Source organism: Streptomyces sp. NPDC002788 (genome assembly GCF_053592115.1).
In genome coordinates, this window is record NZ_JBSFVB010000013.1 from 101,326 (window position 1) to 125,636 (window position 24,311).

At 71.4% G+C, this 24,311-nt stretch carries 19 protein-coding genes; 3 read left to right on the top strand and 16 right to left on the bottom strand.

Going from position 1 to position 24,311, the window contains the following annotated elements:
• Positions 1–117 precede the first annotated feature (117 nt).
• From topA to bldG, 7 genes are all read right to left on the bottom strand, one after another.
• Positions 118–2,949, bottom strand: a complete 2,832-nt coding sequence (topA, locus tag ACWD1U_RS24045; protein ID WP_451110377.1) for a type I DNA topoisomerase — start codon at positions 2,947–2,949, stop codon at positions 118–120.
• A 245-nt stretch (positions 2,950–3,194) separates the two neighbouring features.
• Entirely contained in the window at positions 3,195–3,392 is a 198-nt protein-coding gene (locus ACWD1U_RS24050) for a hypothetical protein (RefSeq protein WP_451110379.1), read from the bottom strand.
• 233 nt (positions 3,393–3,625) lie between these two features.
• On the bottom strand, positions 3,626–5,155 hold the full coding sequence (locus ACWD1U_RS24055) for a DUF7059 domain-containing protein (RefSeq protein WP_451110381.1): 1,530 nt from the start codon (positions 5,153–5,155) through the stop codon (positions 3,626–3,628).
• 165 nt (positions 5,156–5,320) lie between these two features.
• On the bottom strand, positions 5,321–5,908 hold the full coding sequence (locus tag ACWD1U_RS24060) for a small secreted protein (protein ID WP_451110383.1): 588 nt from the start codon (positions 5,906–5,908) through the stop codon (positions 5,321–5,323).
• A 193-nt stretch (positions 5,909–6,101) separates the two neighbouring features.
• Complete coding sequence (locus ACWD1U_RS24065; RefSeq protein ID WP_451110385.1) at positions 6,102–8,507, bottom strand: sodium-translocating pyrophosphatase; 2,406 nt, start codon at positions 8,505–8,507, stop codon at positions 6,102–6,104.
• A gap of 273 nt (positions 8,508–8,780) precedes the next feature.
• Positions 8,781–9,218, bottom strand: a complete 438-nt coding sequence (locus ACWD1U_RS24070) for an ATP-binding protein (protein WP_451110387.1) — start codon at positions 9,216–9,218, stop codon at positions 8,781–8,783.
• A 122-nt stretch (positions 9,219–9,340) separates the two neighbouring features.
• The gene (gene bldG / locus ACWD1U_RS24075) at positions 9,341–9,682 is read right to left on the bottom strand and encodes an anti-sigma factor antagonist BldG (protein ID WP_003991900.1); all 342 of its coding nucleotides are present in this window, start codon (positions 9,680–9,682) and stop codon (positions 9,341–9,343) included.
• Between the two features lie 79 nt (positions 9,683–9,761).
• Between bldG and ACWD1U_RS24080 the strand changes: the two genes are divergently transcribed.
• Positions 9,762–12,278, top strand: coding sequence for a DEAD/DEAH box helicase (locus ACWD1U_RS24080; protein WP_451110389.1), 2,517 nt, complete (start codon positions 9,762–9,764; stop codon positions 12,276–12,278).
• Here the strand turns inward: ACWD1U_RS24080 and ACWD1U_RS24085 are convergent.
• From ACWD1U_RS24085 to ssd, 7 genes are all read right to left on the bottom strand, one after another.
• Entirely contained in the window at positions 12,181–12,651 is a 471-nt protein-coding gene (locus ACWD1U_RS24085) for an Rv3654c family TadE-like protein (RefSeq protein ID WP_451110391.1), read from the bottom strand. The genes ACWD1U_RS24080 and ACWD1U_RS24085 overlap by 98 nt on opposite strands.
• Positions 12,648–13,007: a TadE family type IV pilus minor pilin gene (locus tag ACWD1U_RS24090; protein WP_451110393.1), complete on the bottom strand. Its 360-nt coding sequence runs from the start codon at positions 13,005–13,007 to the stop codon at positions 12,648–12,650. The genes ACWD1U_RS24085 and ACWD1U_RS24090 overlap by 4 nt, the downstream gene beginning before the upstream one ends.
• Positions 12,994–13,203 carry a DUF4244 domain-containing protein gene (locus ACWD1U_RS24095; RefSeq protein WP_451110632.1) on the bottom strand — a complete coding sequence of 70 codons (210 nt, stop codon included), beginning with the start codon at positions 13,201–13,203 and terminating at the stop codon, positions 12,994–12,996. Before ACWD1U_RS24095 ends, ACWD1U_RS24090 begins: the two co-directional genes overlap by 14 nt.
• 70 nt (positions 13,204–13,273) lie before the next feature.
• Positions 13,274–14,065: a type II secretion system F family protein gene (locus tag ACWD1U_RS24100; protein ID WP_451110395.1), complete on the bottom strand. Its 792-nt coding sequence runs from the start codon at positions 14,063–14,065 to the stop codon at positions 13,274–13,276.
• Positions 14,066–14,155: 90 nt separating this feature from the next.
• The gene (locus ACWD1U_RS24105; protein ID WP_451110397.1) at positions 14,156–15,031 is read right to left on the bottom strand and encodes a type II secretion system F family protein; all 876 of its coding nucleotides are present in this window, start codon (positions 15,029–15,031) and stop codon (positions 14,156–14,158) included.
• Positions 15,028–16,302, bottom strand: a complete 1,275-nt coding sequence (locus ACWD1U_RS24110; RefSeq protein ID WP_451110399.1) for a TadA family conjugal transfer-associated ATPase — start codon at positions 16,300–16,302, stop codon at positions 15,028–15,030. The genes ACWD1U_RS24105 and ACWD1U_RS24110 overlap by 4 nt, the downstream gene beginning before the upstream one ends.
• The gene (gene ssd / locus ACWD1U_RS24115; RefSeq protein WP_451110401.1) at positions 16,299–17,408 is read right to left on the bottom strand and encodes a septum site-determining protein Ssd; all 1,110 of its coding nucleotides are present in this window, start codon (positions 17,406–17,408) and stop codon (positions 16,299–16,301) included. Before ssd ends, ACWD1U_RS24110 begins: the two co-directional genes overlap by 4 nt.
• Positions 17,409–17,974: 566 nt before the next feature.
• Here ssd and ACWD1U_RS24120 point away from each other — a divergent pair.
• The gene (locus tag ACWD1U_RS24120) at positions 17,975–18,808 is read left to right on the top strand and encodes an HAD family hydrolase (RefSeq protein WP_451110403.1); all 834 of its coding nucleotides are present in this window, start codon (positions 17,975–17,977) and stop codon (positions 18,806–18,808) included.
• Between the two features lie 333 nt (positions 18,809–19,141).
• Here ACWD1U_RS24120 and ACWD1U_RS24125 read toward each other — a convergent pair whose 3' ends face one another.
• Positions 19,142–19,963, bottom strand: coding sequence for an oxidoreductase (locus tag ACWD1U_RS24125; protein WP_451110405.1), 822 nt, complete (start codon positions 19,961–19,963; stop codon positions 19,142–19,144).
• 90 nt (positions 19,964–20,053) lie between these two features.
• On the bottom strand, positions 20,054–21,319 hold the full coding sequence (locus ACWD1U_RS24130; protein ID WP_451110407.1) for a polysaccharide deacetylase family protein: 1,266 nt from the start codon (positions 21,317–21,319) through the stop codon (positions 20,054–20,056).
• A 291-nt stretch (positions 21,320–21,610) separates the two neighbouring features.
• Here ACWD1U_RS24130 and ACWD1U_RS24135 point away from each other — a divergent pair, with 291 nt between their 5' ends.
• The gene (locus ACWD1U_RS24135; RefSeq protein ID WP_451110409.1) at positions 21,611–23,992 is read left to right on the top strand and encodes a bifunctional SulP family inorganic anion transporter/carbonic anhydrase; all 2,382 of its coding nucleotides are present in this window, start codon (positions 21,611–21,613) and stop codon (positions 23,990–23,992) included.
• The last annotated feature ends 319 nt before the right edge of the window (positions 23,993–24,311 follow it).

The following is a 24,311-nucleotide window of genomic DNA, read 5'->3' on the forward strand; positions in this document are numbered from 1 at the left end:
GGCGTTCGCATTCCGAACCCGGGGCGAAGATCCGGACCTTGGCGGCCCGGGTCCTCAACGGGCCCTCGACAGATCCCCATCAGGCCTTCAACAGGTCTTCACCTGTCCTGAACAGTCTCAGTCCTCCGCCGGCTTCGCAGCGGTCGCCGTCGTGGCGGCCGTCTTCTTCGCGGTGGTGGTCTTCTTCGCCGTCGTCTTCTTCGCGGTCGTCGTCTTCTTCGCCGTCGTCTTCTTCGCGGTCGTCGTCTTCTTCGCCGGGGCCTTCTTGGCCGCCTTCTTCGCGGTCTTCTTCGCTGGTGTCTTCGCGCGCTTCTCGGCGAGCAGCTCGAACCCGCGCTCCGGGGTGATCGTCTCGACGCTGTCGCCGGAGCGCAGGGTCGCGTTGGTCTCCCCGTCGGTGACGTACGGCCCGAACCGGCCGTCCTTGACCACGACCGGCTTCTCGCTCACCGGGTCGGTGCCCAGTTCCTTCAGCGGCGGCTTGGCCGCGGCCCGGCCACGCTGCTTGGGCTGGGCGTAGATCGCCAGCGCCTCCTCCAGCGTGATCGTGAAGAGCTGCTCCTCGGCCTGCAGCGAACGCGAGTCCGTGCCCTTCTTCAGGTACGGGCCGTAGCGGCCGTTCTGCGCGGTGATCTCCTGGCCCTCGGCGTCGGTGCCGACGACCCGGGGCAGCGACATCAGCTTCAGGGCGTCGTCGAGGGTCACCGTGTCCAGCGACATCGTCTTGAACAGGGACGCCGTCCGCGGCTTGACCGCGTTCTTGCCCGTCTTCGGGGTGCCCTCGGGGAGGACCTCCGTCACGTACGGGCCGTAGCGGCCGTCCTTCGCGACGATCGTGTGGCCGGTGGCCGGGTCCGTGCCCAGCTCGTAGTCGCCGCTCGGCTTGGCGAGCAGTTCCTCCGCCAGGTCGACGGTCAGCTCGTCCGGTGCCAGGTCGTCCGGGATGTCGGCGCGCTGGTGCTGCTCGGTGTCCTTCTCGCCGCGCTCGATGTACGGCCCGTAACGGCCGACCCGCAGCACGATGTCGTTGCCCACGGGGAACGACGACACCTCGCGCGCGTCGATCGCGCCCAGGTCCGTCACCAGTTCCTTCAAACCGCCGAGGTGGTCCCCGTCGCCGTTGCCGGCGTCGGCGGCGACGCCGCTGACGGTGCCCTCGCCGAAGTAGAACCGCTTCAGCCACGGCACGGACTGCGCCTCACCGCGGGCGATGCGGTCGAGGTCGTCCTCCATCTTGGCGGTGAAGCCGTAGTCGACGAGCCGCCCGAAGTGCTTCTCCAGGAGGTTGACCACGGCGAAGGACAGGAAGGACGGCACCAGGGCCGTGCCCTTCTTGAACACGTAGCCGCGGTCGAGGATCGTGCCGATGATCGACGCGTACGTCGACGGGCGGCCGATCTCGCGCTCCTCGAGCTCCTTGACCAGGGAGGCCTCGGTGTAGCGGGCCGGGGGCTTGGTGGCGTGCCCGTCGACCGTGATCTCCTGGGCGCTCAGGGCGTCGCCCTCGGAGACCTGGGGCAGCCGGCGCTCGCGGTCGTCGAGCTCGGCGTTCGGGTCGTCGGCACCCTCGACGTAGGCCTTCAGGAAGCCGTGGAAGGTGATCGTCTTGCCGGACGCGCTGAACTCGACGTCCCGGCCGTCGGCCGCCGCGCCGCCGATCTTCACCGTGACGCTGTTGCCGGTCGCGTCCTTCATCTGGGAGGCGACTGTCCGCTTCCAGATCAGCTCGTAGAGCTTGAACTGGTCGCCGGTCAGTCCGGTCTCGGCGGGAGTGCGGAAACGGTCACCCGAGGGGCGGATCGCCTCGTGCGCCTCCTGCGCGTTCTTGACCTTCCCGGCGTACGTCCTCGGCTGCGGCGGCAGGTAGTCGGCGCCGTACAGCTGTGTGACCTGCGCGCGGGCGGCTGCGACCGCCGTGTCGCTCAGGGTCGTGGAGTCCGTACGCATGTACGTGATGTAGCCGTTCTCGTACAGCTTCTGCGCGACCTGCATGGTCGACTTCGCGCCGAAGCCGAGCTTGCGGCTGGCCTCCTGCTGCAGCGTCGTCGTCCGGAACGGGGCGTACGGCGAGCGGCGGTACGGCTTGGACTCGACGGAACGGACGGCGAACCGCGTCTGCTCCAGGGCGGCGGCCAGGGCGCGGGCGTTCGCCTCGTCGAGGTGGAGGGTGTTCGCGCTCTTCGGTTGCCCCAGGGAGTCGAAGTCACGGCCCTGCGCGACCCGCCTGCCGTCGACGGTCTGCAGGCGCGCGACCAGCGACGACGGGTCCGACTGGTCTCCCGCGCGGCCGGTCGCGAAGGTGCCCGTCAGGTCCCAGTACTCAGCCGAACGAAAGGCGATGCGCTCGCGTTCCCGCTCCACGACGAGCCGGGTGGCGACCGACTGGACACGGCCCGCGGACAGCCGCGGCATGACCTTCTTCCACAGGACCGGCGAGACCTCGTAACCGTAGAGACGGTCGAGGATGCGGCGGGTCTCCTGGGCGTCGACCAGCTTCTGGTTCAGCTCGCGCGGGTTGGCGACGGCGGCCTGGATCGCGGCCTTGGTGATCTCGTGGAAGACCATCCGCTTGACCGGGACCTTGGGCTTGAGCACCTCCTGCAGGTGCCAGGCGATGGCCTCGCCCTCGCGGTCCTCATCGGTGGCGAGGAAGAGCTCGTCGGACTCCTTCAGCAGGTCCTTGAGCTTCTTGACCTGTGCCTTCTTATCGGCGTTGACCACATAGATCGGCTGGAAGTCGTGTTCGACGTCCACACCGAGGCGGCGGACCTCGCCGGTGTACTTCTCCGGCACCTCGGCGGCGCCGTTGGGAAGGTCGCGGATGTGCCCGACGCTCGCCTCGACGGTGTATCCGGGCCCGAGATAGCCCTTGATCGTCTTCGCCTTGGCAGGCGACTCGACGATGACGAGTCGGCGGCCGCCCTTCGCGGTCTCGCTGGTCGGGGACAACTTCGCTCTTCTCTCCGGTCGACGCTGGGGCCTCCCCGGAGTCGCACACCGGGGCTGGGTCGTGGTGACGCTGCGGAGTGTGACGGTACATCCCGCCCCCGTGTCAAACGGGAAAAGCCCGCAACGGCCACTCGAACGGTAACCCGACTACCACCATTCCTGCCGCCCGGAGTGCCAGGAGCAGGCCCGGCCCGTAGGCGGAGTGCGACCTCGCGGTTACCTCGGGCGCCTCGCCGGGCCCGGCCTCAGAGGCGGGTGAAGCACCAGGTTCCTGCCGCCAGGGCGAGCACCGCGACGACGCTCGCGAGGGTCGCCGACGCGAGGGGCCTCACACCGTGGGCGATGGGCAGGTGATGACGCAGGCGCGTCACGGTCCAGGCCAGGAGCCCGCCTCCGAACAGGGAGAACACCGCTCCCGCGAAGATCGCCGGTTCCCTCTCCATGGTGCGCCGTGCCCCTTTTCTCCGGTCCGCCCAGCCCTGACCGGGGAGGCTGACACGCCTGGGCGGCGGGCAGGCGAACCCGAGGTGAACGCCGGAGCGGCAGGGCAGTGGATCAAGGAGGTCCGGCCCGCACGACCCGTCTCGGACGAGGTGTTCAAATCGACTCGAATTTGTTGGCGAGCCACCTCGACGGGTTCGGGCAAGCTCCCTGACGGACTTCCCCCCCGGGTCCGTCAGCGGACCGGCTCCAGGAACCCCTGCTCGACGAGCAGCCGGATCTGCGCCGGTGTGCGGTCGCGGAGCAGCACCGGGTCCTCGCCGACCAGCTGGGCGATGGCGTCCAGGATGACGCCGGCGCTCATCGAGCCGTCGCACACGCCCGCGAAGCCCGCGCCGACCGTGTCCACCCGGGTGGCCCGGCGCATGCCACGGTTCTGCCGCAGCACGACATGCTCGGGGTCCTCCGCGCCGGGCAGCCCGACCTGCTCCTGCACGACCTCGGCGGCGAGCCGGAAGCGCCCTTCGAGCAGGGCGGCGTCATCGTGGTCGCGGAGATGGTCGAGGCGGTCGAAGTGGTTCCGGATGGTGTCCCCGAGCGGCTGCTCGACCGGATGCGGCCATTCCTCGACCGTCACGGAGGGCACGGCGGCGCCCGTCCTGCGCAGGGTGATCCAGCCGAAGCCGACGGCCCGCACCTTGCGCGCCTCGAACTCGTCGAGCCACGCGTCGTACCGCGCCTGGTACTCCGCCATGTCGCCCTGGTGGTCGCCGGCGTCCCGCAGCCACAGTTCGGCGTACTGATTCACGTCCTGCACCTCGCGCTGCACGATCCACGCGTCGCAGCCGCGGGGCACCCACGACCTGAGCCTGTCCTGCCAGTCCTCCCCTTCGACGTGCTGCCAGTTGGCGAGGAACTGCGCGAACCCGCCTTCGTTCAGCCGCTTCCCCGCCTCCTGAACGAGCGTGCGGCACAGATCGTCCCCGCCCATGCCGCCGTCGCGGTAGGTGAGCCGGGCACCGGGCGAGATCACGAACGGCGGATTGGAGACGATCAGGTCGTACGTCTCGTCGTCCCGGACCGGCGCGAAGAGCGAGCCCTCGCGCAGATCGGCGGCCGGGGCGCCGGACAGCGCCAGCGTGAGGGCGGTGACGTGCAGGGCGCGCGGGTTGAGGTCGGTGGCCGTCACACGCGTGGCGTGCTGCGCGGCGTGCAGCGCCTGGATGCCGGAGCCGGCGCCGAGGTCGAGCGCCGTGGCGACGGGCGCGCGGACGGTGATGCCGGCGAGAGTCGTGGAGGCACCGCCGACGCCCAGGACGACCCCTTCGTCACGCCGGCCGATCCCGCCGGCGCCGCCGACCGCGCAGCCCAGGTCCGACACGATGAACCAGTCCTCGCCGCCGGGCCCGCCGTAGGGCCGTACGTCCACCGTGGCGGCCAGCTCACCGTCCCCGGCGTGGGCCAGCCAACCGCTCTCCAGGCAGGCGTCGACGGGCAGGACGTCCGCCATGCGCGCGTGCGGCACGGGCTGCTGGAGCAGGAACAGCCGGACGAGCATCTCCAGCGGCGTGTCCCCGCGGGTCGCCCGGAGCGCGGGCACGATCTCGCTCCGGGCGAGCGCCGCGTACGCGGGGGCGCCGAGCAGTTCGAGCAGTCCGTCCGCGGTGAAGGAGGCCGCGAGCAGGGCGTCCCGGAGCCGGGCGGCGACCTCGGGGCGGTCGGGGGCGGGCAGCGAGGGCAGGGGTGACTGGCTGGCGTTACTCACGCCCCCATTGTGGCCGCCGGCGGCAGTAGCGCACGTGCCCGTGCCGGGCATCGTTTCCACGCCTCTGCGACTCGGCACAGCAGTCACTCTCGGCTCGGCAGTCACTGCCGCTCCCAGGTCGAGCCGCTCCTCGTGTCAAGCCGCTCCGTGCGCAGCCGCAGCCGCTCAGCTCTGCGTGGCTCCCGCCGACGCCGTGGCCGCCTTGCAGCTGGACTGGCGGGCCATCGCCTGTCCGACCTCGCCCTCCTCCAGGTTCCTGAGGGCGTTGTTCCCGCTCTGGCTCAGCTTGTCCAGCTCGGTGGCGATGTCCTTGAGGCCGTCGGCGAACTTGCCCTGGTCCTTGGTGTCGAGCCCGTCGACCTGCTTCTTCAGCGAGGCGTACGACGCGGAGATCGAGTTGAGCTCCTTGACCGCGTCCTGCTGCTTCTTCTCACCGTTCTCGACGTCCGGCGCCCCGGCCTTGTTCACGGCACTCCCGATCGCCTTGTAGGCGTCGGACATGTCCTGGAAGGCCTGGGCGTCGGTCTTCTGGACGTCCTGAGGCGTGCTGTTGTCCGAGGTCTCCTTCTGGATCGCGGCATTCGCCGACTCGATCTTCTTGGCCTGCGGCTGTACGGCGTCGCAGACCTGCTTCGCCCAGGAGTCCAGCTTCTCGTTCTCGTCGCCGCCGCAGCCCGACAGCGCCAGTACCAGTACCGCACCGCCGGACAGTGCGGCCGCGAGCTTCTTGTTCACCGGTTTGGTCCCTTCCATGGCTCTCGGCCCCGGAACATACACGCCGGATGCACGGCAACCGCACGCCGAACCCCTATTAAGACCGTTTTGTAACCTTTTGCACCAAGCGAGAGAAGGCTCACGCGTGATCGTGTACCCACACAGCGCGGGCGGGCGACGCGTCAACGCGCGCCGCCCGCCCTCAGCTTGAGCTGGACTTCCGGGAACCTCCCTACGAAACCACCGCCCGATCGGCCGACTTGGGCTCGGGTTCGGCGTTGTCTTCGTCACCCATGGCGATCCCGCGCCGCTTCGACACGTACACCGCCCCGGCGATCACGACGAACGCCAGGGCCGCGATCAGGATCCGCACCCCGATGCTCTTGTCCGGGCCGTAGGAGAACTGGATCACCGCGGGCGCGATGAGCAGGGACACCAGGTTCATGACCTTCAGCAGCGGGTTGATCGCGGGGCCGGCGGTGTCCTTGAAGGGGTCGCCGACCGTGTCTCCGATCACGGTCGCCGCGTGGGCCTCGCTGCCCTTGCCGCCGTGGTGGCCGTCCTCGACGAGCTTCTTGGCGTTGTCCCAGGCGCCACCGGAGTTGGCGAGGAACACCGCCATCAGCGTGCCCGCCCCGATCGCGCCCGCCAGGAACGCGCCGAGCGGGCCGACGCCGAGCGTGAACCCGATGAAGACGGGCGCCATCACGGCCAGCAGACCGGGAGTGGCGAGCTCACGCAGGGCGTCCTTGGTGCAGATGTCGACGACCTTGCCGTACTCCGGTTTCTCGCTGTAGTCCATGATCCCGGGCTTCTCGCGGAACTGCCGCCGCACCTCGAAGACCACGGAACCCGCCGACCGCGACACGGCGTTGATCGCCAGCCCCGAGAAGAGGAAGACGACCGCCGCGCCCGCGATGAGACCGACGAGGTTGTTGGGCTGTGAGATGTCCATCATCAGGCTCATCGGCGCGCCCTCGCCGCTGAGCCGCTCGCCCACGTCCCGCGCCCCGGTGATGATCGCGTCGCGGTACGACCCGAACAGCGCCGCCGCGGCGAGCACGGCCGTGGCGATCGCGATGCCCTTGGTGATCGCCTTGGTGGTGTTGCCGACCGCGTCCAGGTCGGTCAGTACCTGTGCGCCCGCGCCCTGGACGTCACCGGACATCTCGGCGATGCCCTGCGCGTTGTCGGACACCGGCCCGAAGGTGTCCATCGCGACGATCACGCCGACCGTGGTGAGCAGGCCGGTGCCGGCCAGCGCCACCGCGAACAGCGCCAGCATGATCGACGTACCGCCGAGCAGGAACGCCCCGTACACACCCAGGCCGATCAACAGGGCCGTGTAGACGGCTGATTCGAGACCGACGGAGATTCCGGCGAGGACGACGGTGGCCGGGCCGGTGAGCGAGGTCTTGCCGATGTCCCTGACAGGCCGGCGGGTGGTCTCGGTGAAGTATCCGGTCAACTGCTGGATCAGGGCGGCCAGCACGATGCCGATGGCCACGGCGACGAGCGCGAGGACCCGCGGATCGCCGTCCTTGCCCTGGATCGCGGCATCGGTAACACCGTCCAGCTCGGAGTACTTCCCGGGCAGGTAGACGAACACGGCCACCGCCACCAGCACGAGCGAGATCACCGCGGAGATGAAGAACCCGCGGTTGATGGCGCTCATTCCGCTGCGGTCGGCGCGCCTCGGCGCCACCGCGAAGATGCCGATCATCGCCGTGATCACGCCGATCGCCGGCACCAGCAGCGGGAAGCCGAGTCCGGCGTCGCCGAACGCCGCCGAGCCGAGGATCAGCGCGGCCACCAGAGTCACGGCGTACGACTCGAAGAGGTCGGCCGCCATGCCCGCGCAGTCGCCGACGTTGTCGCCCACGTTGTCGGCGATGGTCGCGGCATTGCGCGGGTCGTCCTCCGGAATGCCCTGTTCGACCTTGCCGACCAGGTCGGCGCCGACGTCGGCGGCCTTGGTGAAGATGCCGCCGCCGACCCGCATGAACATCGCGATCAGCGCGGCCCCGAGGCCGAAGCCCTCGAGCACCTTCGGCGCGTCGGCCGCGTACACCAGCACCACGCAGGAGGCGCCGAGCAGGCCGAGGCCCACCGTGAACATGCCGACCACGCCGCCCGTGCGAAATGCGATCTTCATCGCCCTGTGCGAGACGGTGGTCAGATCCTTTTCCGGCTCGCCTTCCGCCGGGGTGGCTTCACGCGCCGCCGCGGCGACGCGCACATTACTGCGGACGGCGAGCCACATGCCGATATAGCCGGTGGCCGCCGAGAACGCCGCTCCGATCAGAAAGAACACCGAACGTCCGGCACGCTGACTCCAGTCGTCCGCGGGCAGCAGCATGAGCAGGAAGAACACGACCACGGCGAATACGCCGAGTGTGCGCAGCTGGCGTGCCAGATAGGCGTTCGCGCCTTCCTGGATCGCCACCGCGATCTTCTTCATGCTGTCGGTGCCCTCGCCGGCCGCGAGTACCTGGCGCACCAGGACTCCCGCGAGCACCAGTGCCGCCAGTGCGACGACCCCGATGACCACGACGAGGACGCGGTTGCCATCGGTCAGTACGGCGGCTGCGAGGTCTGTGGGATGGCCCGACTGTGGTGAGAAGGAAAGCCCCGCCATTCGTCCTCCTTGACGCTTGGGCTGAGCTCAAGATGTGGACGGGATTGTAGGTACCGGAACCTGATCAAAACAGAGCGCGATAAACGGAATTGGCCTTCTGGGGTAATGCCCTGAAAGCATTCTGGGACGGCCGTGGAGCGCGCGAACGATCGTGAACGAATTCACGCGATGAACAGCACAGGAACCACTGTAAATGCGATCACTGACACCCGCACATGACGAAGGGCCCCACGGGTGGGGCCCTTCGGAAGAACGGTGTGCGTGGTGGCCGGTTCAGACCAGGATCGTCGGCGGTGGCGTGGTCGGCCAGGTCATCTTGATCGATCCGCCGTGCTCTCCCGCGCTGACCTCGACGTCGTCGACGAGTCCGCTGATGACCGCGAGGCCCATCTCGTCCTCCTCGGCCTCACCGTCGGGGTCACCGGGGCCGGCTCCGGACGCACGGTCGCCGGGTACTGCGTGCGGGGCCTCGTCGCCGACCTCGATGGAGAACTGTTTCTCCTCCTCGATCAGCAGCACCTTCACCGGTGCCGAGATCCCGCCGATCTGGTGCAGTCCGACGGCCCTACTGCACGCCTCGCCGACGGCGAGCCTGACCTCGTCGAGGACGGCCTCGTCCACTCCGGCCCTGCGCGCCACCGCTGCCGCCACCAGCCGGGCGGTCCTGACGTGCTCGGGCAGCGCGCTGAAACGGAGCTCAACGGTGGCCATGCATCCCCCTCGCAACTTCGGGCGTGCGGTCGAGGGGCTCCGGGCCGCCGTAAGCCCGGGCCCCCTCGGTCTTCACTTCAGCCGAACGTCGGCCGGCCTGGGCACGGGGCCCGGGACCGGTGTCAGTCGGTGGCCGCAACCGCTTCCTCGACCGAGGTGTGAATCGGGAACACCTTGGTGAGGCCGGTGATACGGAAGATCTTCAGAATGCGCTCCTGGTTGCAGACCAGGCGCAGGGAGCCCTCATGGGCACGCACGCGCTTCAGGCCGCCGACCAGTACGCCGAGCCCGGTGGAGTCGAGGAAGTCCACGCCCTCCATGTCGACGACAAGGTGGAAACTGCCGTCGTTCACCAGCTCGACCAACTGCTCGCGCAGCTTGGGCGCGGTATATACGTCGATTTCGCCACCGACCCTGACGATCGTGCGATCGCCCATGGTCTCGGTCGACAGGGACAGGTCCACGGATCCTCCAGCACCTAGCTATCGAGCGGTCGCCCTTGGGGCATCTCGGCTTCAGCCCTTGGACGCTTCGCCAGCCGCGATGGCATTCAATCACTTACCGGCAGGCGTGCACGACGCCTTGGCTCCATTGTCCGTCACGCCAGTGACACACTCGGTGCCGATGGCCAAGAAACACCGATCCGATCGGACCCCGACAGACCCCGCCTCCCGGCCCGCGCCGGGCGCGGTCCTGGGCCGGCTCACGTCCGGTCCGAGCAGGGCTTCGCGCATTACTCATACGGAGCACTTGCCCCCGCGTGAGGGTCGGCATGCCGTCTGGCCGGACCGGATCCGCGCGGAGGTCGTCGCCGCCGTGCAGACCGCGGGCATCCGACACCCCTGGGCCCACCAGGCCCGCGCGGCCGAGCATGCCCTCGACGGCGAGTCGGTCGTCGTCGCCACCGGCACCGCCTCCGGCAAGTCCCTGGCGTACCTCGTGCCGGTCCTGTCCACCCTTCTGGAGGGTGCCGAAGCCCCGAACGGCCGCGGCGCGACCACCCTCTACCTGGCTCCCACCAAGGCCCTTGCGGCGGATCAGTGCCGCTCCGTGAAGGAACTTTCACATCCGCTGGGCAATTCTGTTCGAGCCGCCGTGTACGACGGCGATACTCCGTTCGAGGAACGCGAGTGGATCCGCCAGTACGCCAACTACGTGCTGACCAACCCGGACATGCTGCACCGCGGCATCCTGCCCTCCCACCCCCGCTGGTCCTCCTTCCTGAAGTCGCTGAGGTACGTCGTCATCGACGAGTGCCACACCTACCGGGGCGTCTTCGGCTCGCACGTCGCCCAGGTGCTGCGCCGGCTGCGCCGCCTGTGCGCCCGCTACGGCGCCTCTCCTGTGTTCCTGCTGGCCTCCGCGACCGCCGCCGAACCCGCGGTGGCCGCCCGCCGCCTCACCGGCCTGCCGGTCGTCGAGGTCGCCGACGACGCCTCACCGCGCGGTGAACTGGTGTTCGCCCTCTGGGAGCCGCCGCTGACCGAGCTGCACGGGGAGAAAGGCGCCCCCGTCCGCCGCACGGCCACCGCCGAGGCCGCCGACCTGCTGACCGACCTCACCGTGCAGGGCGTCCGCTCGGTCGCCTTCGTACGGTCCCGGCGCGGCGCCGAGCTGATCGCCGTCATCTCCCAGGAGCGGCTGGCCGAGGTCGACCGGTCGCTGGCCGGGCGTGTCGCGGCGTACCGGGGCGGTTATCTCCCGGAGGAACGCCGCGCCCTCGAGCGTGCCATCCATTCGGGTGAACTCCTGGGCCTCGCCGCGACGAACGCCCTCGAACTCGGCATCGACATCTCCGGCCTGGACGCCGTCGTCATCGCGGGCTACCCGGGCACACGCGCCTCCCTCTGGCAGCAGGCGGGCCGGGCCGGACGGTCCGGGCAGGGGGCCCTGGCCGTCCTGGTCGCCCGTGACGATCCCCTGGACACCTTCCTCGTGCACCACCCGGAGGCCCTGTTCGACCAGCCCGTCGAGTCCACGGTCCTCGATCCGGACAACCCCTACGTGCTCGCCCCGCACCTGTGCGCGGCCGCCGCGGAGCTGCCCCTGACGGACGAGGATCTCGACCTGTTCGGCCCGGCCAGCGAAAGCCTGCTGCCCCAGCTGGAGGCCGCGAAGCTGCTGCGCCGCCGTACCAAGGCCTGGCACTGGACCCGCCGCGAGCGCGCCGCCGATCTGACCGACATCCGCGGTGAGGGCGGCCGCCCGGTCCAGGTCGTCGAGTCGGGCACGGGCCGGCTGCTCGGCACGGTCGACGCGGGCGCCGCGCACTCGACGGTGCACGAGGGGGCGGTCCACCTCCACCAGGGCCGCACGTACCTGGTGCGTTCCCTGGATCTGGAGGACTCCGTCGCCCTCGTCGAGGAGGCCGCCCCGCCCTACTCCACGGTCGCCCGCGACACCACGTCGATCTCCGTCCTGGAGACCGACGTCGAGGTCCCCTGGGGCGACGGCCGCCTGTGCTACGGCTCCGTCGAGGTCACCAACCAGGTCGTCTCCTTCCTGCGTCGTCGGCTCATGACAGGTGAGGTCCTGGGCGAGACGAAGCTCGACCTTCCTCCTCGTACGCTGCGCACCCGGGCCGTGTGGTGGACCGTCACCGAGGACCAGCTGGACCGCGCCCGGATCAACCCGGAGATCCTCGGCGGCTCGCTGCACGCCGCCGAGCATGCGTCGATCGGCCTGCTGCCCCTCTTCGCGACCTGCGACCGCTGGGACATCGGCGGCGTGTCGATCCCGCTCCACCCCGACACGCTCCTGCCCACCGTCTTCGTCTACGACGGCCATCCCGGCGGCGCGGGCTTCGCGGAGCGCGCCTTCCACACCGCCCGCGCCTGGCTGACCGCCACCCGGCAGGCCATCGCCTCCTGCGAGTGCGAGGCCGGCTGCCCGTCCTGCATCCAGTCCCCCAAGTGCGGCAACGGCAACGACCCGCTGCACAAGAGGGGGGCGGTGCGGCTGCTCACGGTGCTGCTGGAGGGGGCGCCGGAGGAGAAGGAAGCGGTGGGGCAGCCCACGGGGGACCCGGTGGCCGGCCGGGAGGATCCGCCCGGACCTTGATCTCCGCCGACGGGAGCACCGGCGGAGCCGCCGGAGGCCCCGCCCGGGCCCTGACCTCCGCCGTGAACGGCCCCCGTCCCGAGGCCGCCGTCACGTCCGAGATCTCCCCGGCGACCTCGCACCGCACGAGCCGCACACCCTGTGCTCGGGCCACCCGGGCGGCCCGGGCACAGGCCGCCGTACCGCCCTCGGACCAGTGGTCCGCCGCCGCGAGGGCCGCGAGGTCGGCGCCGCCCGCCGCACGGTGCCGGATCACGACCGCCTGTCCCAGCGCCAGGACGACGCCGAACACCACGCACAGGACGGCGATCGCCCCGACGCTCCAGACGGTGGCGGACCCCCGGTCCGCGAGGACGCGCCCCCGGCACCTCATGTGCCCACCGCCTCCTCCACCGACGCCACGGCCTCCTCGCGCACGGCGAAGGACAGACCGCGCAGCACCGGCGGCTCGGCAACGACGACCACCCGGACATGCTCCGCCCCGCGGCTGACGGTGATCTTCGCACCGGGCGGCGCCGCCTCCCGGGTCAGTCGCACGACCGCGTCGGGCGGGTCCTGGCGGGCCGCCGCACGGGCACCCGTCCGCGCCGCGTCCACGCACTGGATCTGCGCGGCCACGACCAGCAGCCCCCACACCAGCGCCATGGCGAACATGACCAGCACGGGCAGCACCACGGCCGACTCCGCCGTCACGAACCCCCGGTCCCCGCCCCGCTCACATCCGCGCATTGAGGGCTTCCTTCACGATGCCCTGCAGCTCCGCGCTGACCGTGCCGCTCGTGATGACCTTGTAGAGCACCACCGCGAACGCCACCGCTGCCACGATCCCCATCGCGTACTCGGAGGTGACCATCCCCGCGTCCCTCCGCGCCGCACGCACCCCGCACATCAGGGCACGCAGCCGTGCCCGTACCGCCTGATACATCTCAACCCCCGTGGGAAAGAGTCCGAACTTCTGTTGGTTGTCGCTCACTTGCTCCCGGCCGGCGTCCGCGTCATCCACCACCCCCTCCGAGCACCCCGCCCGCAAGCCCGATCACCACGGGCAGCACCCCGATCGCGATGAACGCGGGCAGGAAGCACAGCCCGACCGGCGCGCTGACCAGCACGCCCGCCCGCCGGGCCCTGACCGTCGCGGCGCGGCCCCAGTCGGCCCGGGCCTCCGCGGCGAGCTGTGCGACCGGCGCGGCGGCGGGAAGTCCGGACACGTCGGCCCGCTCGAGCAGCCGGGCCAGATTTCCGGCGCCCGGGACGGCGGCCAACCTCCGCCACGCAGCGCCCGGTTCGCCGCCCAGCCGTACCTCCGCCGCGCCACGGGCCAGGGCATCACCCACAGGGCCGCCCAATGCCTCACCCACCGCCTGCGCCGCGATCACCGGGCCGGCGCCCGCCGCGATGCAGGCCGCCAGCAGATCGGCGGCGAGGGGCAGTTGCCGTGCCGCCTCGGCGAGGTCGGGTGCGTGCTGGTCCGTGCCGGCCCTCGCCTCCTGCCGCAGTCGCCACCGCCACATCCCCACCGCACCGGCCAGTCCCACGACGGCACCGGCGAAGCCGCCGACCAGCGCCCACCCGGCACACGCCACGCCCACGGGGGCCGGCCATCTCCGCGCCACCCCGCGTAAGGCGAGGCGAGGGCCAGGTGCGGTCACTTCCACGACCGCCAGCCCGGTCAGCCGCCGCCGCATCCTGCGACGGTGTCGCGCCTCGACCAGCCACCGCCCCCACCACCCGAGGGCGAGCACCATCGCCATGGTCATCCCCAGCCTGTGGACGACTTCCCCGCTCATGTCACCGCCTCCGCACTCCGCTCCTCGCTCATGTCACGGCCTCCACTCCCCAGCTCCGTTCACCCGCCACCTCCGCGCCCCGTTCCCCTCTCACCCCGCCGCCTCCGCGCCCCGCACGATGCGCGCCACCCACCACAGCCCCAAGCCCTCCAGCACACCGCCGGCCGCCAGACAGCCCAGCCCCGCAGTGGTGTGCAGCAGGACATGGAGGGGATCGGCGCCGAGAGCGGTGCCGATGAGCAGCCCCAGGGCAGGCAGTCCGGCGAGCATCACCGCCGTGGCCCGGGCGCCCGCCAACTGGGCACGCAGATCGGACCGTTGATCCCGTTCGGCGCGAAGAGCAGCCGCCAGCCGGTCGAGTCCGGCCGCGAGCCCCGCGCCCTGGTCCACGGCCACCCGCCAGCACGCGGCGAGTCCGCGCAGCCCCGCGGCACCCGGTTGCCGTGCTGCCGTCGTCGCGAGCGCTTCCGGCACGTCGCCGCCGAACCGCGCCGCCGCCAGTACCGTGGCCTGCGCCTCCGCGAGTCCACCGCAGTCCCGCGCGGCCCGCAGCAGTGCTTCACCCGGCTGGCGCCCGGCCCGCACCTCCCCGGCGAGCGCCGCGCACAACGCGATCGCCTCGTCGGCCCGGCGCTCCCGGTCCCGGCGCGCCAGACCGGACAGCCGGGCCTTCCGCAGCAACGGCACGCCGGCCACCCCCAGGACGACCGGCAGCACCGACGCCCCGAGCACCGCCAGCACCAGCCCGGCCGCCGGCGACCACCACTCCGCCCGCAACCGCCCACGCACGCGGCGCAAGGCACCGACCATCCGCCGCCACCCGGGTGGATCGCTCCCGACGGATCCGCCGCCCGCGAGCAGCAACCGCGCGCGCCGTGCCACCGAGTCCCGCTCGCCCAGCAGCCAGACCGCCGCTCCCATGCACGCCACGGCCGTTCCCATGGACATCCCAGCCGCCCCCGTCATCCTTCGCCCCTTTCCGGCCGCGTCACCACTTGGCCCTCCAAGTCCCCGCCACGGCCCACCCCGTCGACCGGCGCCCAGCCGCACTGCCCCGGCGCGGCCGCGCTCCTCTCGCCCCGAAGCAACCCCCGCAGCCGCTCCCACCCCCGCTCCCGCACGAACGCCTCCGCTCCCCACCGCAGCGCCGGCACCGTCCGCACCAGTCCCGACGGCTCCCGCTCCAGCACGTGCACCTCGGCGATCCGCCGCCGCCCGGCCCGGTCGCGTACCAGGTGCAGCACCACGGAGAGGGCGGCCGCCACCTGGCTGTGCAACGCGGCCCGGTCGAGTCCGGCTGCCGTGCCGAGCGCCTCCAGCCGGGCAGGTACGTCGGCGGCGGCGTTGGCGTGCACGGTTCCGCAGCCGCCCTCGTGGCCGGTGTTCAACGCGGCCAGCAGATGCACCACTTCGGGCCCGCGTACCTCGCCCACGACCAGCCGGTCGGGCCGCATCCGCAGCGCCTGGCGCACCAGGTCCTCAAGGGTGACCAGGCCCGCGCCCTCCTGGTTGGCGGGTCTGCTCTCCAGCCGCACGACGTGCGGATGGTCCGGCCGCAGTTCCGCCGAGTCCTCGGCGAGGACGATCCGCTCGTCGGGCCCCACCAAGCCCAGCAGGGCACTCAGCAGCGTCGTCTTGCCACTGCCCGTGCCGCCGCTGACGAGGAAGGACAGCCGGGCGTCGAGCAGGGCGCGCAGCACGCGGTCCCCGCCCGGCGGCACCGTGCCCGCCGCGACCAGCTCGCCGAGCGTGAAGGCGCGCGGCCGTACGACCCGCAGTGACAGGCAGGCGCAGCCCACGGCCACCGGTGGCAGCACCGCGTGCAGCCGGGTCCCGTCGGGCAGCCGGGCGTCGACCCATGGCCGGGCGTCGTCCAGCCGGCGCCCGGCCACGGCGGCGAGTCGCTGAGCCAGCCGCCGTACGGCCGCGGCGTCCGCGAAAGTCACCGGCGTCAGCTCCAGCCCGCCGCCCCGGTCCACCCAGACCCGGTCCGGAGCGGACACCAGCACGTCCGTCACCGACGGATCGGCGAGCAGCGGCTCCAGCGGCCCGCTGCCAACCAGCTCGGACCGCAACCTCGCGGCGGCTCCCAGGACTTCGGCGTCCCCGAGCACCCGCCCCTGCTCCCGCAGGGCCTGCGCCACGCGCGCGGGGGTCGGCTCCGCCCCGCTCTCGGCCAGCCACCGCCGCACCCCGTCGAGCAGCTCCGCGCCTTCGAGTCCGGCCAGGGTGCTCATCCGGCACCCGCCTCGACGAGCGCCCGCTCCCAGAACTCCTGGCAGAACCGGGCGAGCGGCCCGCGCGAGGCGGCACCCGGTGGTGCCATGCCCTGGTCGGGGCGCAGGAGGCCCGGCTCGACCGGCACCTCGCCGGCCAGGGGCAGTCCGAGCAGCCGGGCCACCTCCCGGTCGTCGAGCCCCGGCGCGTACGGCCCGCGGACCGCCAGCCGCAGATCCCGCAGGACCATGCCGACCGCGGACGCCACCCGCCCGGCGGCTGCGACGGCCCGCAGCTCGGCGGGGACGACCAGCACGCCCATGTCCAGCTGGGCCAGCACCTCGGCGGCCCCGTCGTCGATGCGGCGCGGCAGGTCGACCACGACCGTGCCGCCTCGGCGCCGGGCCGCCGCCAGCACAGCGCGCACGGCGTGGGGCGGGACGGCGATCCGGTCGCCGCGGTCCCAGCTGAGCACCCGCAGCGAGTGCAGCTCGGGCAGCGACTCCTCCAGGGCGCCCCCGCCGACCCGCCCGCGGGAGGAGGCGAACGCGGGCCAGCGCAGCCCTGCGGCCGTCTCACCGCCGAGGAGTACGTCGAGTCCGCCACCCAGCGGATCGGCGTCCACGAGGAGGGTGCGCAGCCCCTCACGCGCGGAGGTGACCGCGAGGGCGCAGGCGAGCGTGGACGCTCCGGCCCCGCCCCGGCCGCCGATGACGCCCACGGTGAGGGCGGGCCGGCCGACGCCCTCGGCCACATCGGCGATCCGGTCGACCAGCCACTGCTCGCCGTCGGGCAGCATCAGGACGTGCTCGGCGCCGATCTCGACGGCCCGTCGCCACACCCCGGAGTCGTCCTGGTCCCGGCCGACGAGGACGACGCCCCTTCTGCGCGGGGCTCCGCGTACCCGCTGCGCGGCGTCGTCGCCGACCAGGACGAGCGGCGCGGCCTCCCAGCTGCCTCTGCGCTCGGGCACCCCGTGATGCACCTCGGGTGTGGCGCCCGCCGCCGCGCACAGGCGCAGCAGGTCGTCGAGGAGCCCGGTGTCCTCGGTGACGATCAGCGGTCCGCCCTGCCGGCTTCCGGCGGGCGGCGGATCGTGTGTGACGGTTCCGGCCACGGTCTCCATCCCCTTCGCTGCTCGCGCGGCCCCTGCGGCCACGCGATTCCCAAACGTGGGAAGAACCGACAAGCGGTCTCCCTATGAACGGCCGACAGAAACCGGCCAAGCGCCCCCGGCAATCGGAACGGCCAGGAACTCGCCGCGAGCGGGACGCGCTGGAATCACGGTGCAGCGAACCCGGAAATCGTGTGGATCTTGGTGAATAACTGTGGACGTCCCGGGGGTTGTGGATATCGCCGTCACCCATACCGGTGACCCCCGCAGATCCTCTGCGCTACATCCAGAGAGCAGTCCGGCAACTACGCAACGTGACGGCTCATGGGCGTGACGAAAGGCGGCCGAAGCCGCCCGACAGCGGCGCACAGGCCGCATAAGGAAGGAGAAAAAGCCACCCGGACATGCGACGACCCCCGCCGGGGGGGAGAGCGGGGGTCGTCCCCACGGCCGACTCGGGGGGGGAGGAGTCGGGCCGGGTTAGCACGGTCGCGAACGATCCGTGACTTCCATGGTGTACCCGAGAGGCCTCTCAGGCAAACCCACGCGCCCCACCTTACGCCGAATGGGCTGCCCCTATGCTCAAGGGCGTGGAAAACCACTCCTTGCCCCGCACAGCGGCGTTCTTCGACCTGGACAAGACGGTCATTGCGAAGTCAAGCACGCTCACCTTCAGCAAGTCGTTCTACCAAGGCGGTCTGATCAACCGCAGGGCTGTCTTGCGCACCGCATATGCCCAGTTCGTCTTCCTGGCCGGCGGTGCCGACCACGAGCAGATGGAGCGCATGCGCGCGTACCTGTCCGCGCTGTGCCGCGGCTGGAACGTGCAGCAGGTCAAGGAGATCGTCGCCGAGACCCTGCACGACCTGATCGACCCGATCATCTACGACGAGGCCGCCTCCCTCATCGAGGAGCACCACACCGCCGGCCGCGACGTGGTCATCGTGTCCACGTCGGGGGCGGAGGTGGTCGAGCCGATCGGCGAACTGCTCGGCGCGGACCGCGTGGTGGCCACCCGCATGGTCGTGGGCGACGACGGCTGCTTCACCGGCGAGGTGGAGTACTACGCGTACGGCCCCACCAAGGCCGAGGCCATCAGAGAGCTGGCCGAGTCAGAGGGGTACGACCTCAGCCGTTGCTACGCCTACAGCGACTCGGCGACCGACGTGCCGATGCTGGAGTCCGTCGGCCATCCCCATGCCGTGAACCCGGACCGGGCCCTGCGCCGCGAGGCCCTCGGGCGCGGGTGGCCGATTCTGGACTTCCACCGTCCGGTCCGGCTCAAGCAGCGCCTTCCCGCCTTCTCGGTACCGCCGCGACCGGCGCTCGTCGCGGTCGCCGCGATAGGCGCCGCGGCCGCCACCGCGGGACTCGTCTGGTACGCGAACCGGCGCCGGGCGACACCCGCCTGACCTGAGCGGTTCCGCGGTCCTGTTTGAACCCGAAAGTAAAGAAGTGCAGCCTGGACTTCCGCTTGTTCCGGGTCAGGAGTACAAAGGACTCAACGGCCCGCGAGACCAAGGACATCCGAGAGGATCACCTTAAATACGCATGTGGCCCCACGGACCGAGCATGAACACCGGGCACCCACGCGACGTCGACCCGTCGAATACGGGCCAGCCGCACCAGGTGACGGGCGAAGTTCCCGACCTGATGGGCATATATCGAGGACGCTTGGTAACCCGATGCTCATGCCAGCGGCGGTACGAGTACTCGTACCGCCGCATTTCTGTTCCGCGAAGGTGTCACGCCGCTCCGCGCTGCAGCGCCTCGCACACCGCCGTCGATTCCCGGGCCCCCAGCTCGACCGCCCTGCCGCAGTGGGCGATCCAGGCGGCCATGCCCTCCGGGGTACCGGAGACGTACCCGTCGAGGGCCTCCAGGTAGGCGACGCGGCCCAGCTCGGCGTGGCCGACCTCGGCCGGGCAGACCGACTTCGGGTCCAGACCGCTGCCGATCAGGACGATGCGCTCGGCCGTACGCGCGACCAGGCCGTTGTGGGACGTGAAGGGGCGCAGCGCGAGGAGTTCGCCGTGGACGACGGCGGCCGAGACCAGGGCCGGCGCGGACCCGCCCGCGACGATCAGCTCCGCCAGTCCCTCCAGCCGGCCGTGCGTCTCGGCCGCGCTCGGCAGCGGCAGACGGACGAGCGGCTCGTCGACCGGCTCGCCCTGCTGCCGGGGACGCCCCACCTGGTCGGCCTTGTCCGCGGCCGCCACCAGGTGCAGCCGGGCCAGCACCCGCAGCGGCGACTGCCGCCAGATCGACAGCAGCTGGCCCGCCTCCGCGGTGAGCCGTAGCGCGGCGCCGACGGTGCGCGCCTCGTCGTCGCCGCTGAAGTCCGTACGGCGGCGCACCTCCTCCAGGGCCCAGTCCGCGCCGGACAGCGCGGCCGAGCCGCGGGCACCGCGCAGGGCGGCCTCGGAGGTGATCGCGTTGCTGCGCCGCCGCATGATCCGGTGCCCGTAGACCCGGTCCACGGCCTTGCGTACGGACTCCACGGAATCGGCCACTCCGGGCAACGCGCCCAGGGCCGCGAGCGGATCGGTCGCGCCTGCTGTACTCATGAGTACGACCCTACGCATCCCGCGGCCCCGCCCCACGGCCAAGTGGCCTTCTTCACGCGCGCCTGCGCGTCACAGCGCCCTCCAGGAGGGCTACCTCCTGTTCGCCGGAGGCCCGGGCACGCCCTTCGGGGCGGCGGCGGGGCGGCCCGACAGGAAGGACGCCCAGCCTCCCTTCGGCGCCTCGCCGACCCTCAGGGTGCGCAGCTTCTCGAGGGTCTTCGGGTCCTGGGCGTCCAGCCAGTCCACGAGCTGCCGGAACGAGACGCAGCGCACCTCCTCCTTGGTGCACACCGTCTCGATGACCTCCTCGACGGCCCGCATGTACGTGCCGCCGTTCCAGGACTCGAAGTGGTTGCCGATGATCAGGGGAGCGCGGTTGCCGTCGTAGGCCCGCTGGAAGCCCTTGAGCAGGCCGTCGCGCATCTGGTCGCCCCAGAAGTCGTGCATGGCGGGGTTGCCCTGGGTCTTGGTGCCCGACTGGTTGACCATGAAGTTGTAGTCCATGGTGAGCTGCTCGAAGGAGTGGCCGGGGAACGGCACGAGCTGCAGGGACAGGTCCCACAGGCCCTGCTTCCGCTTCGGCCAGACCTGATCGTTGACGCCGCTGGTGTCGTAGCGGAAGCCCAGGTCACGGGCCGCCCTCATGAAGTTGTGCTGACCCTCGAGGCAGGGCGTGCGGGCGCCGATGAGCTCCTTGTCGTAGTCGAAGGGGAGCGGGGCCGCGCCCTTCATTCCGGTGTTGGTCTTCCAGGTCTTCACGAACTGCTTGGCCTGGGAGATCTCGTCCTTCCACTCCTTCACCGACCACTCGCCGACGCCACCGCCGCTGCCGCAGAAGTGGCCGTTGAAGTGGGTGCCGATCTCGTTGCCCTCGAGCCATGCCAGGCGCAGCTGCTTGGCGGTGGCGGCGATGCCGCGGCGGTCGTTGAAGCCGATGTCGGAGCGCCCCGGGGAGTGCTGCGGCGGCCGGTACAGGTCGCGCTTCTCCTCCGGCAGCATGTACACGCCGCTGAGGAAGTACGTCATGGTCGCGTTGTTCTCCTTGGCGACCTTGCGGAAGTGGGAGAACAGCTTCTGACTGTCCTCGCCCGCGCCGTCCCAGGAGAACACGACGAACTGCGGGGGCTTCTGGCCGGGGCGCAGCCGCTCGGGCCTGGGCAGGTGGGGCTGGGCGCCGGTGTAGGCGGTCGAGCCGTCTCCGATCAGCCGGACCGTGCTCCTCGGTGCCTGGGCGGGCTTCGCCTTGGACGGTTCGGGAGTGCTTTGCCGGGAAGTGCCGGTCGAGCAACCGGCCAGCGATGCGGCGCAGACCGCGGCGATCACGGAGCCCGCGGCGATCTTATGGGTGGCGGCCATGTTCCGCCCACCTTCTTCCTTCTCTCGGTGCCGACAGCGCCGCCAAATTCGCACGACTCCGAGAAGGAATTAGTACGACAAGCCGATCGAAGAATCACTTCACTCTTCAAGGTGCTTTATTCACCCATTTGCCCGTAAAGACTATTCTCTCCCTTTACTCTGCATTACGATCCGTTTACCGAACGTTGATGCATCCCGCCGTTCTACGCCGTGACCCACGGCCGTGACCGCCCCCGCCCCGAGCGGGAATCCCCGGTCACGCGACCGCAGCCCCGGAGGAGACGGGAAAACATGTCAGCCTGCGTCCCCACACGCGCCGCCGACCCGAACCGGGCCGAGCGCCCCCATCCGCCCCACAGTCCGCCGCCGACCGGCCCCCGCCGCTTCCAGATCGCGGGAGCCGACGTGTCGGCCTCGATCGCGGTCTTCCTGATCGCCCTGCCCCTGTCCCTGGGCATCGCCCTCGCCACCGGCGCACCCCTCCAGGCCGGCCTCGTCGCCGCCGCCGTGGGCGGGCTCGTCGCCGGGCGGCTCGGCGGCTCCCCGCTCCAGGTGAGCGGGCCGGCCGCCGGACTCACCGTCGTCACCGCCGACCTCATCCAGCGCTACGGCTGGCGGACGACCTGCGCCATCACCGTCCTCGCCGGACTCGCCCAACTGGGCCTGGGCTGCCTTCGTGTAGCCCGTGGCGCCCTCGCCGTCAGCCCCGCCATCGTGCACGGCATGCTCGCCGGGATCGGCGTCACCATCGCCGTGGCCCAGCTGCACATCATGCTCGGCGGCACACCGCAGAGCTCGGTGCCCGACAACCTCCGCGCACTGCCCGCCCAGTTGGCGGACATGCGCCCCGCATCGGTGTCGGTGAGCGTACTGACCCTGGCGCTGCTGCTGCTCTGGCCGAGACTGCCCGGCCGGGCCGGGCGCCTGCTGCGCAAGGTCCCGGCCGCGCTCGTCGCCGTCGCCGGAGCCACCGCGGCCGCCGCCCTCGCCGGTCTGCGCCTGCCCGAGGTCGACCTGCCGTCCTGGAGCAATCACGCCTTGGCCGGGCTGCCCGAGGGCCCCGTGCTCGGCCTTGTCGCCGCCGTGCTCACGACGACGCTGGTGTGCAGCGTGCAGTCGCTGCTCGGCGCGGTGGCCGTGGACAAGCTGGTGGCCGGCCGTCCGGGCCTGTCCGCCCGCGTCGGCCGCTCCGATCTCGACCGCGAACTGCTCGGGCAGGGCGCCGCCAACATCGTCTCCGGATCGCTCGGCGGGCTGCCCATCGCCGGTGTCGCGGTGCGCAGTTCGGCGAATGTGCACGCGGGTGCGGTGAGCCGGAACTCGACGATGCTGCACGGCGTTCTCGTAGTGATCGCCACGCTGCTGATGGTCCCGATCCTGGAGTTCATCCCGCTCGCCTCGCTCGCCGCCCTGGTGATGGCCGTCGGCATCCAGATGGTGTCCCTGAACCACATCCGCACGGTGACGCGCCACCGAGAGGTGTGGGTCTACGCCGTCACGACCCTGGGCGTGGTCTTCCTCGGCGTCCTGCAGGGCGTGGCGCTGGGGGGCGCGATGGCCGTCGGCGTCGCCCTGCACCGCCTCACCCGCACCCGCATCACGCACGAGGAGAGGGAAGGAGTCCATCACGTACACGTCCGAGGGCAGTTGACGTTCCTCGCGGTGCCTCGGCTCAGCCGGGCCCTGCATCTCGTGCCCCACGGCGCCGACACCGTCGTCGAGCTGGACGGGTCGTTCATGGACCACGCGGCGTACGAGACGTTGCAGGACTGGCGGAAGACGCACACCTCGCAGGGCGGCACCGTGGAGATCAGCGGCCGTCATTCCGGCATCCGCATCACCGAGCCACGGGACTTCACCGGCTGCCGCTGCCGGCCCTGGACGCCCTGGCGCAACCACCAGTGCGACCGCGCCCGGTCCGCTCCGCTCCTCGGGAACGACCCGGACGGCAACGACGGGACGGACCGCTGCGAGCCGGACCCGCCCGGCACCGGCGGAGGAGGCAGCGGGCATGACCTGGCGCGTGGCATCAGTGCGTTCCAGCGCAACACCGCACCCCTGGTGCGCGGCGAGCTGGCCCGGCTGGCGCGTGAGGGGCAGCGGCCTTCGCAGCTCTTCCTGACCTGCGCCGACTCCCGGCTGGTCACGTCAATGATCACCTCCAGTGGCCCGGGCGATCTGTTCGTCGTGCGCAACGTGGGCAACCTCGTGCCGCGTCCGGGCGAAGAGAGCGGCGACGACTCGGTGGCCGCCGCGATCGAGTACGCCGTGGAGGTGCTGCGGGTGCGGCACATCACGGTGTGCGGGCACTCGGGGTGCGGCGCCATGCAGGCCCTGCTCGACTCCGAGCCCGACGGCGAGCGGACACCGCTGAAGCGGTGGCTGCGGCACGGACTGCCGAGCCTGGAGCGCATGGCCGACGACCGCCTGCTCTGGGGCCGGCTGGCCGACCGGGCCCCCGCGGACGCGGTCGAGCAGCTCTGCCTGACCAACGTCGTCCAGCAGCTGGAGCACCTGCGCGCCCACGAGCCGGTGGCACGGGCCCTTGAGGAGGGCACGTTGGAGCTGCACGGCATGTACTTCCACGTGGGCGAGGCCGAGGCGTACCTGCTCACCGAGGCGGAGACCGGTGGCGTCTTCGATCGCGTACGGGAGGCGAACGTGACGGCGTGAGCCGGGCGCCTGCCCGGGGGTGCGGCTTCGTGGCTCGCGGGGCCGCTCCCCCGGCCGTCTTGGCGCTGACGCCCGACGAGCCGCCGGAGACCCGCGCCCGGGCCCTGCGCAGGGCCCGGGCGGCGTGCGAGCGCCCGGTACGGCCTTCTCGTCCCGTCGCGGCTCGGGCGAGGCACCACACGCACTGAACTTTCCCTGGTCGGCGTCCGTGGGTACGGATGACCCCGGTCCCCGAAAACACCGCCTGACAGGTCTAAACCAATCGGCGGTCGGCCCTTGTCATCGCACCCTCGGGTCTGATGAGCTGTGGCCTGGGACA

What these genes read in the sequence shown, in the direction of transcription:
- ACWD1U_RS24050 (WP_451110379.1), bottom strand. Translation starts at nt 3,392, where the DNA reads ATGGAGAGGGAACCGGCGATCTTCGCGGGAGCGGTGTTCTCCCTGTTC.
- ACWD1U_RS24060 (WP_451110383.1), bottom strand. Translation starts at nt 5,908, where the DNA reads ATGGAAGGGACCAAACCGGTGAACAAGAAGCTCGCGGCCGCACTGTCC.
- ACWD1U_RS24065 (WP_451110385.1), bottom strand. Translation starts at nt 8,507, where the DNA reads ATGGCGGGGCTTTCCTTCTCACCACAGTCGGGCCATCCCACAGACCTC.
- ACWD1U_RS24070 (WP_451110387.1), bottom strand. Translation starts at nt 9,218, where the DNA reads ATGGCCACCGTTGAGCTCCGTTTCAGCGCGCTGCCCGAGCACGTCAGG.
- ACWD1U_RS24080 (WP_451110389.1), top strand. Translation starts at nt 9,762, where the DNA reads ATGGCATTCAATCACTTACCGGCAGGCGTGCACGACGCCTTGGCTCCA.
- ACWD1U_RS24085 (WP_451110391.1), bottom strand. Translation starts at nt 12,651, where the DNA reads ATGAGGTGCCGGGGGCGCGTCCTCGCGGACCGGGGGTCCGCCACCGTC.
- ACWD1U_RS24090 (WP_451110393.1), bottom strand. Translation starts at nt 13,007, where the DNA reads ATGCGCGGATGTGAGCGGGGCGGGGACCGGGGGTTCGTGACGGCGGAG.
- ACWD1U_RS24095 (WP_451110632.1), bottom strand. Translation starts at nt 13,203, where the DNA reads ATGTATCAGGCGGTACGGGCACGGCTGCGTGCCCTGATGTGCGGGGTG.
- ACWD1U_RS24100 (WP_451110395.1), bottom strand. Translation starts at nt 14,065, where the DNA reads ATGAGCGGGGAAGTCGTCCACAGGCTGGGGATGACCATGGCGATGGTG.
- ACWD1U_RS24105 (WP_451110397.1), bottom strand. Translation starts at nt 15,031, where the DNA reads ATGACGGGGGCGGCTGGGATGTCCATGGGAACGGCCGTGGCGTGCATG.
- ACWD1U_RS24110 (WP_451110399.1), bottom strand. Translation starts at nt 16,302, where the DNA reads ATGAGCACCCTGGCCGGACTCGAAGGCGCGGAGCTGCTCGACGGGGTG.
- ssd (WP_451110401.1), bottom strand. Translation starts at nt 17,408, where the DNA reads ATGGAGACCGTGGCCGGAACCGTCACACACGATCCGCCGCCCGCCGGA.
- ACWD1U_RS24120 (WP_451110403.1), top strand. Translation starts at nt 17,975, where the DNA reads ATGCTCAAGGGCGTGGAAAACCACTCCTTGCCCCGCACAGCGGCGTTC.
- ACWD1U_RS24125 (WP_451110405.1), bottom strand. Translation starts at nt 19,963, where the DNA reads ATGAGTACAGCAGGCGCGACCGATCCGCTCGCGGCCCTGGGCGCGTTG.
- ACWD1U_RS24130 (WP_451110407.1), bottom strand. Translation starts at nt 21,319, where the DNA reads ATGGCCGCCACCCATAAGATCGCCGCGGGCTCCGTGATCGCCGCGGTC.
- ACWD1U_RS24135 (WP_451110409.1), top strand. Translation starts at nt 21,611, where the DNA reads ATGTCAGCCTGCGTCCCCACACGCGCCGCCGACCCGAACCGGGCCGAG.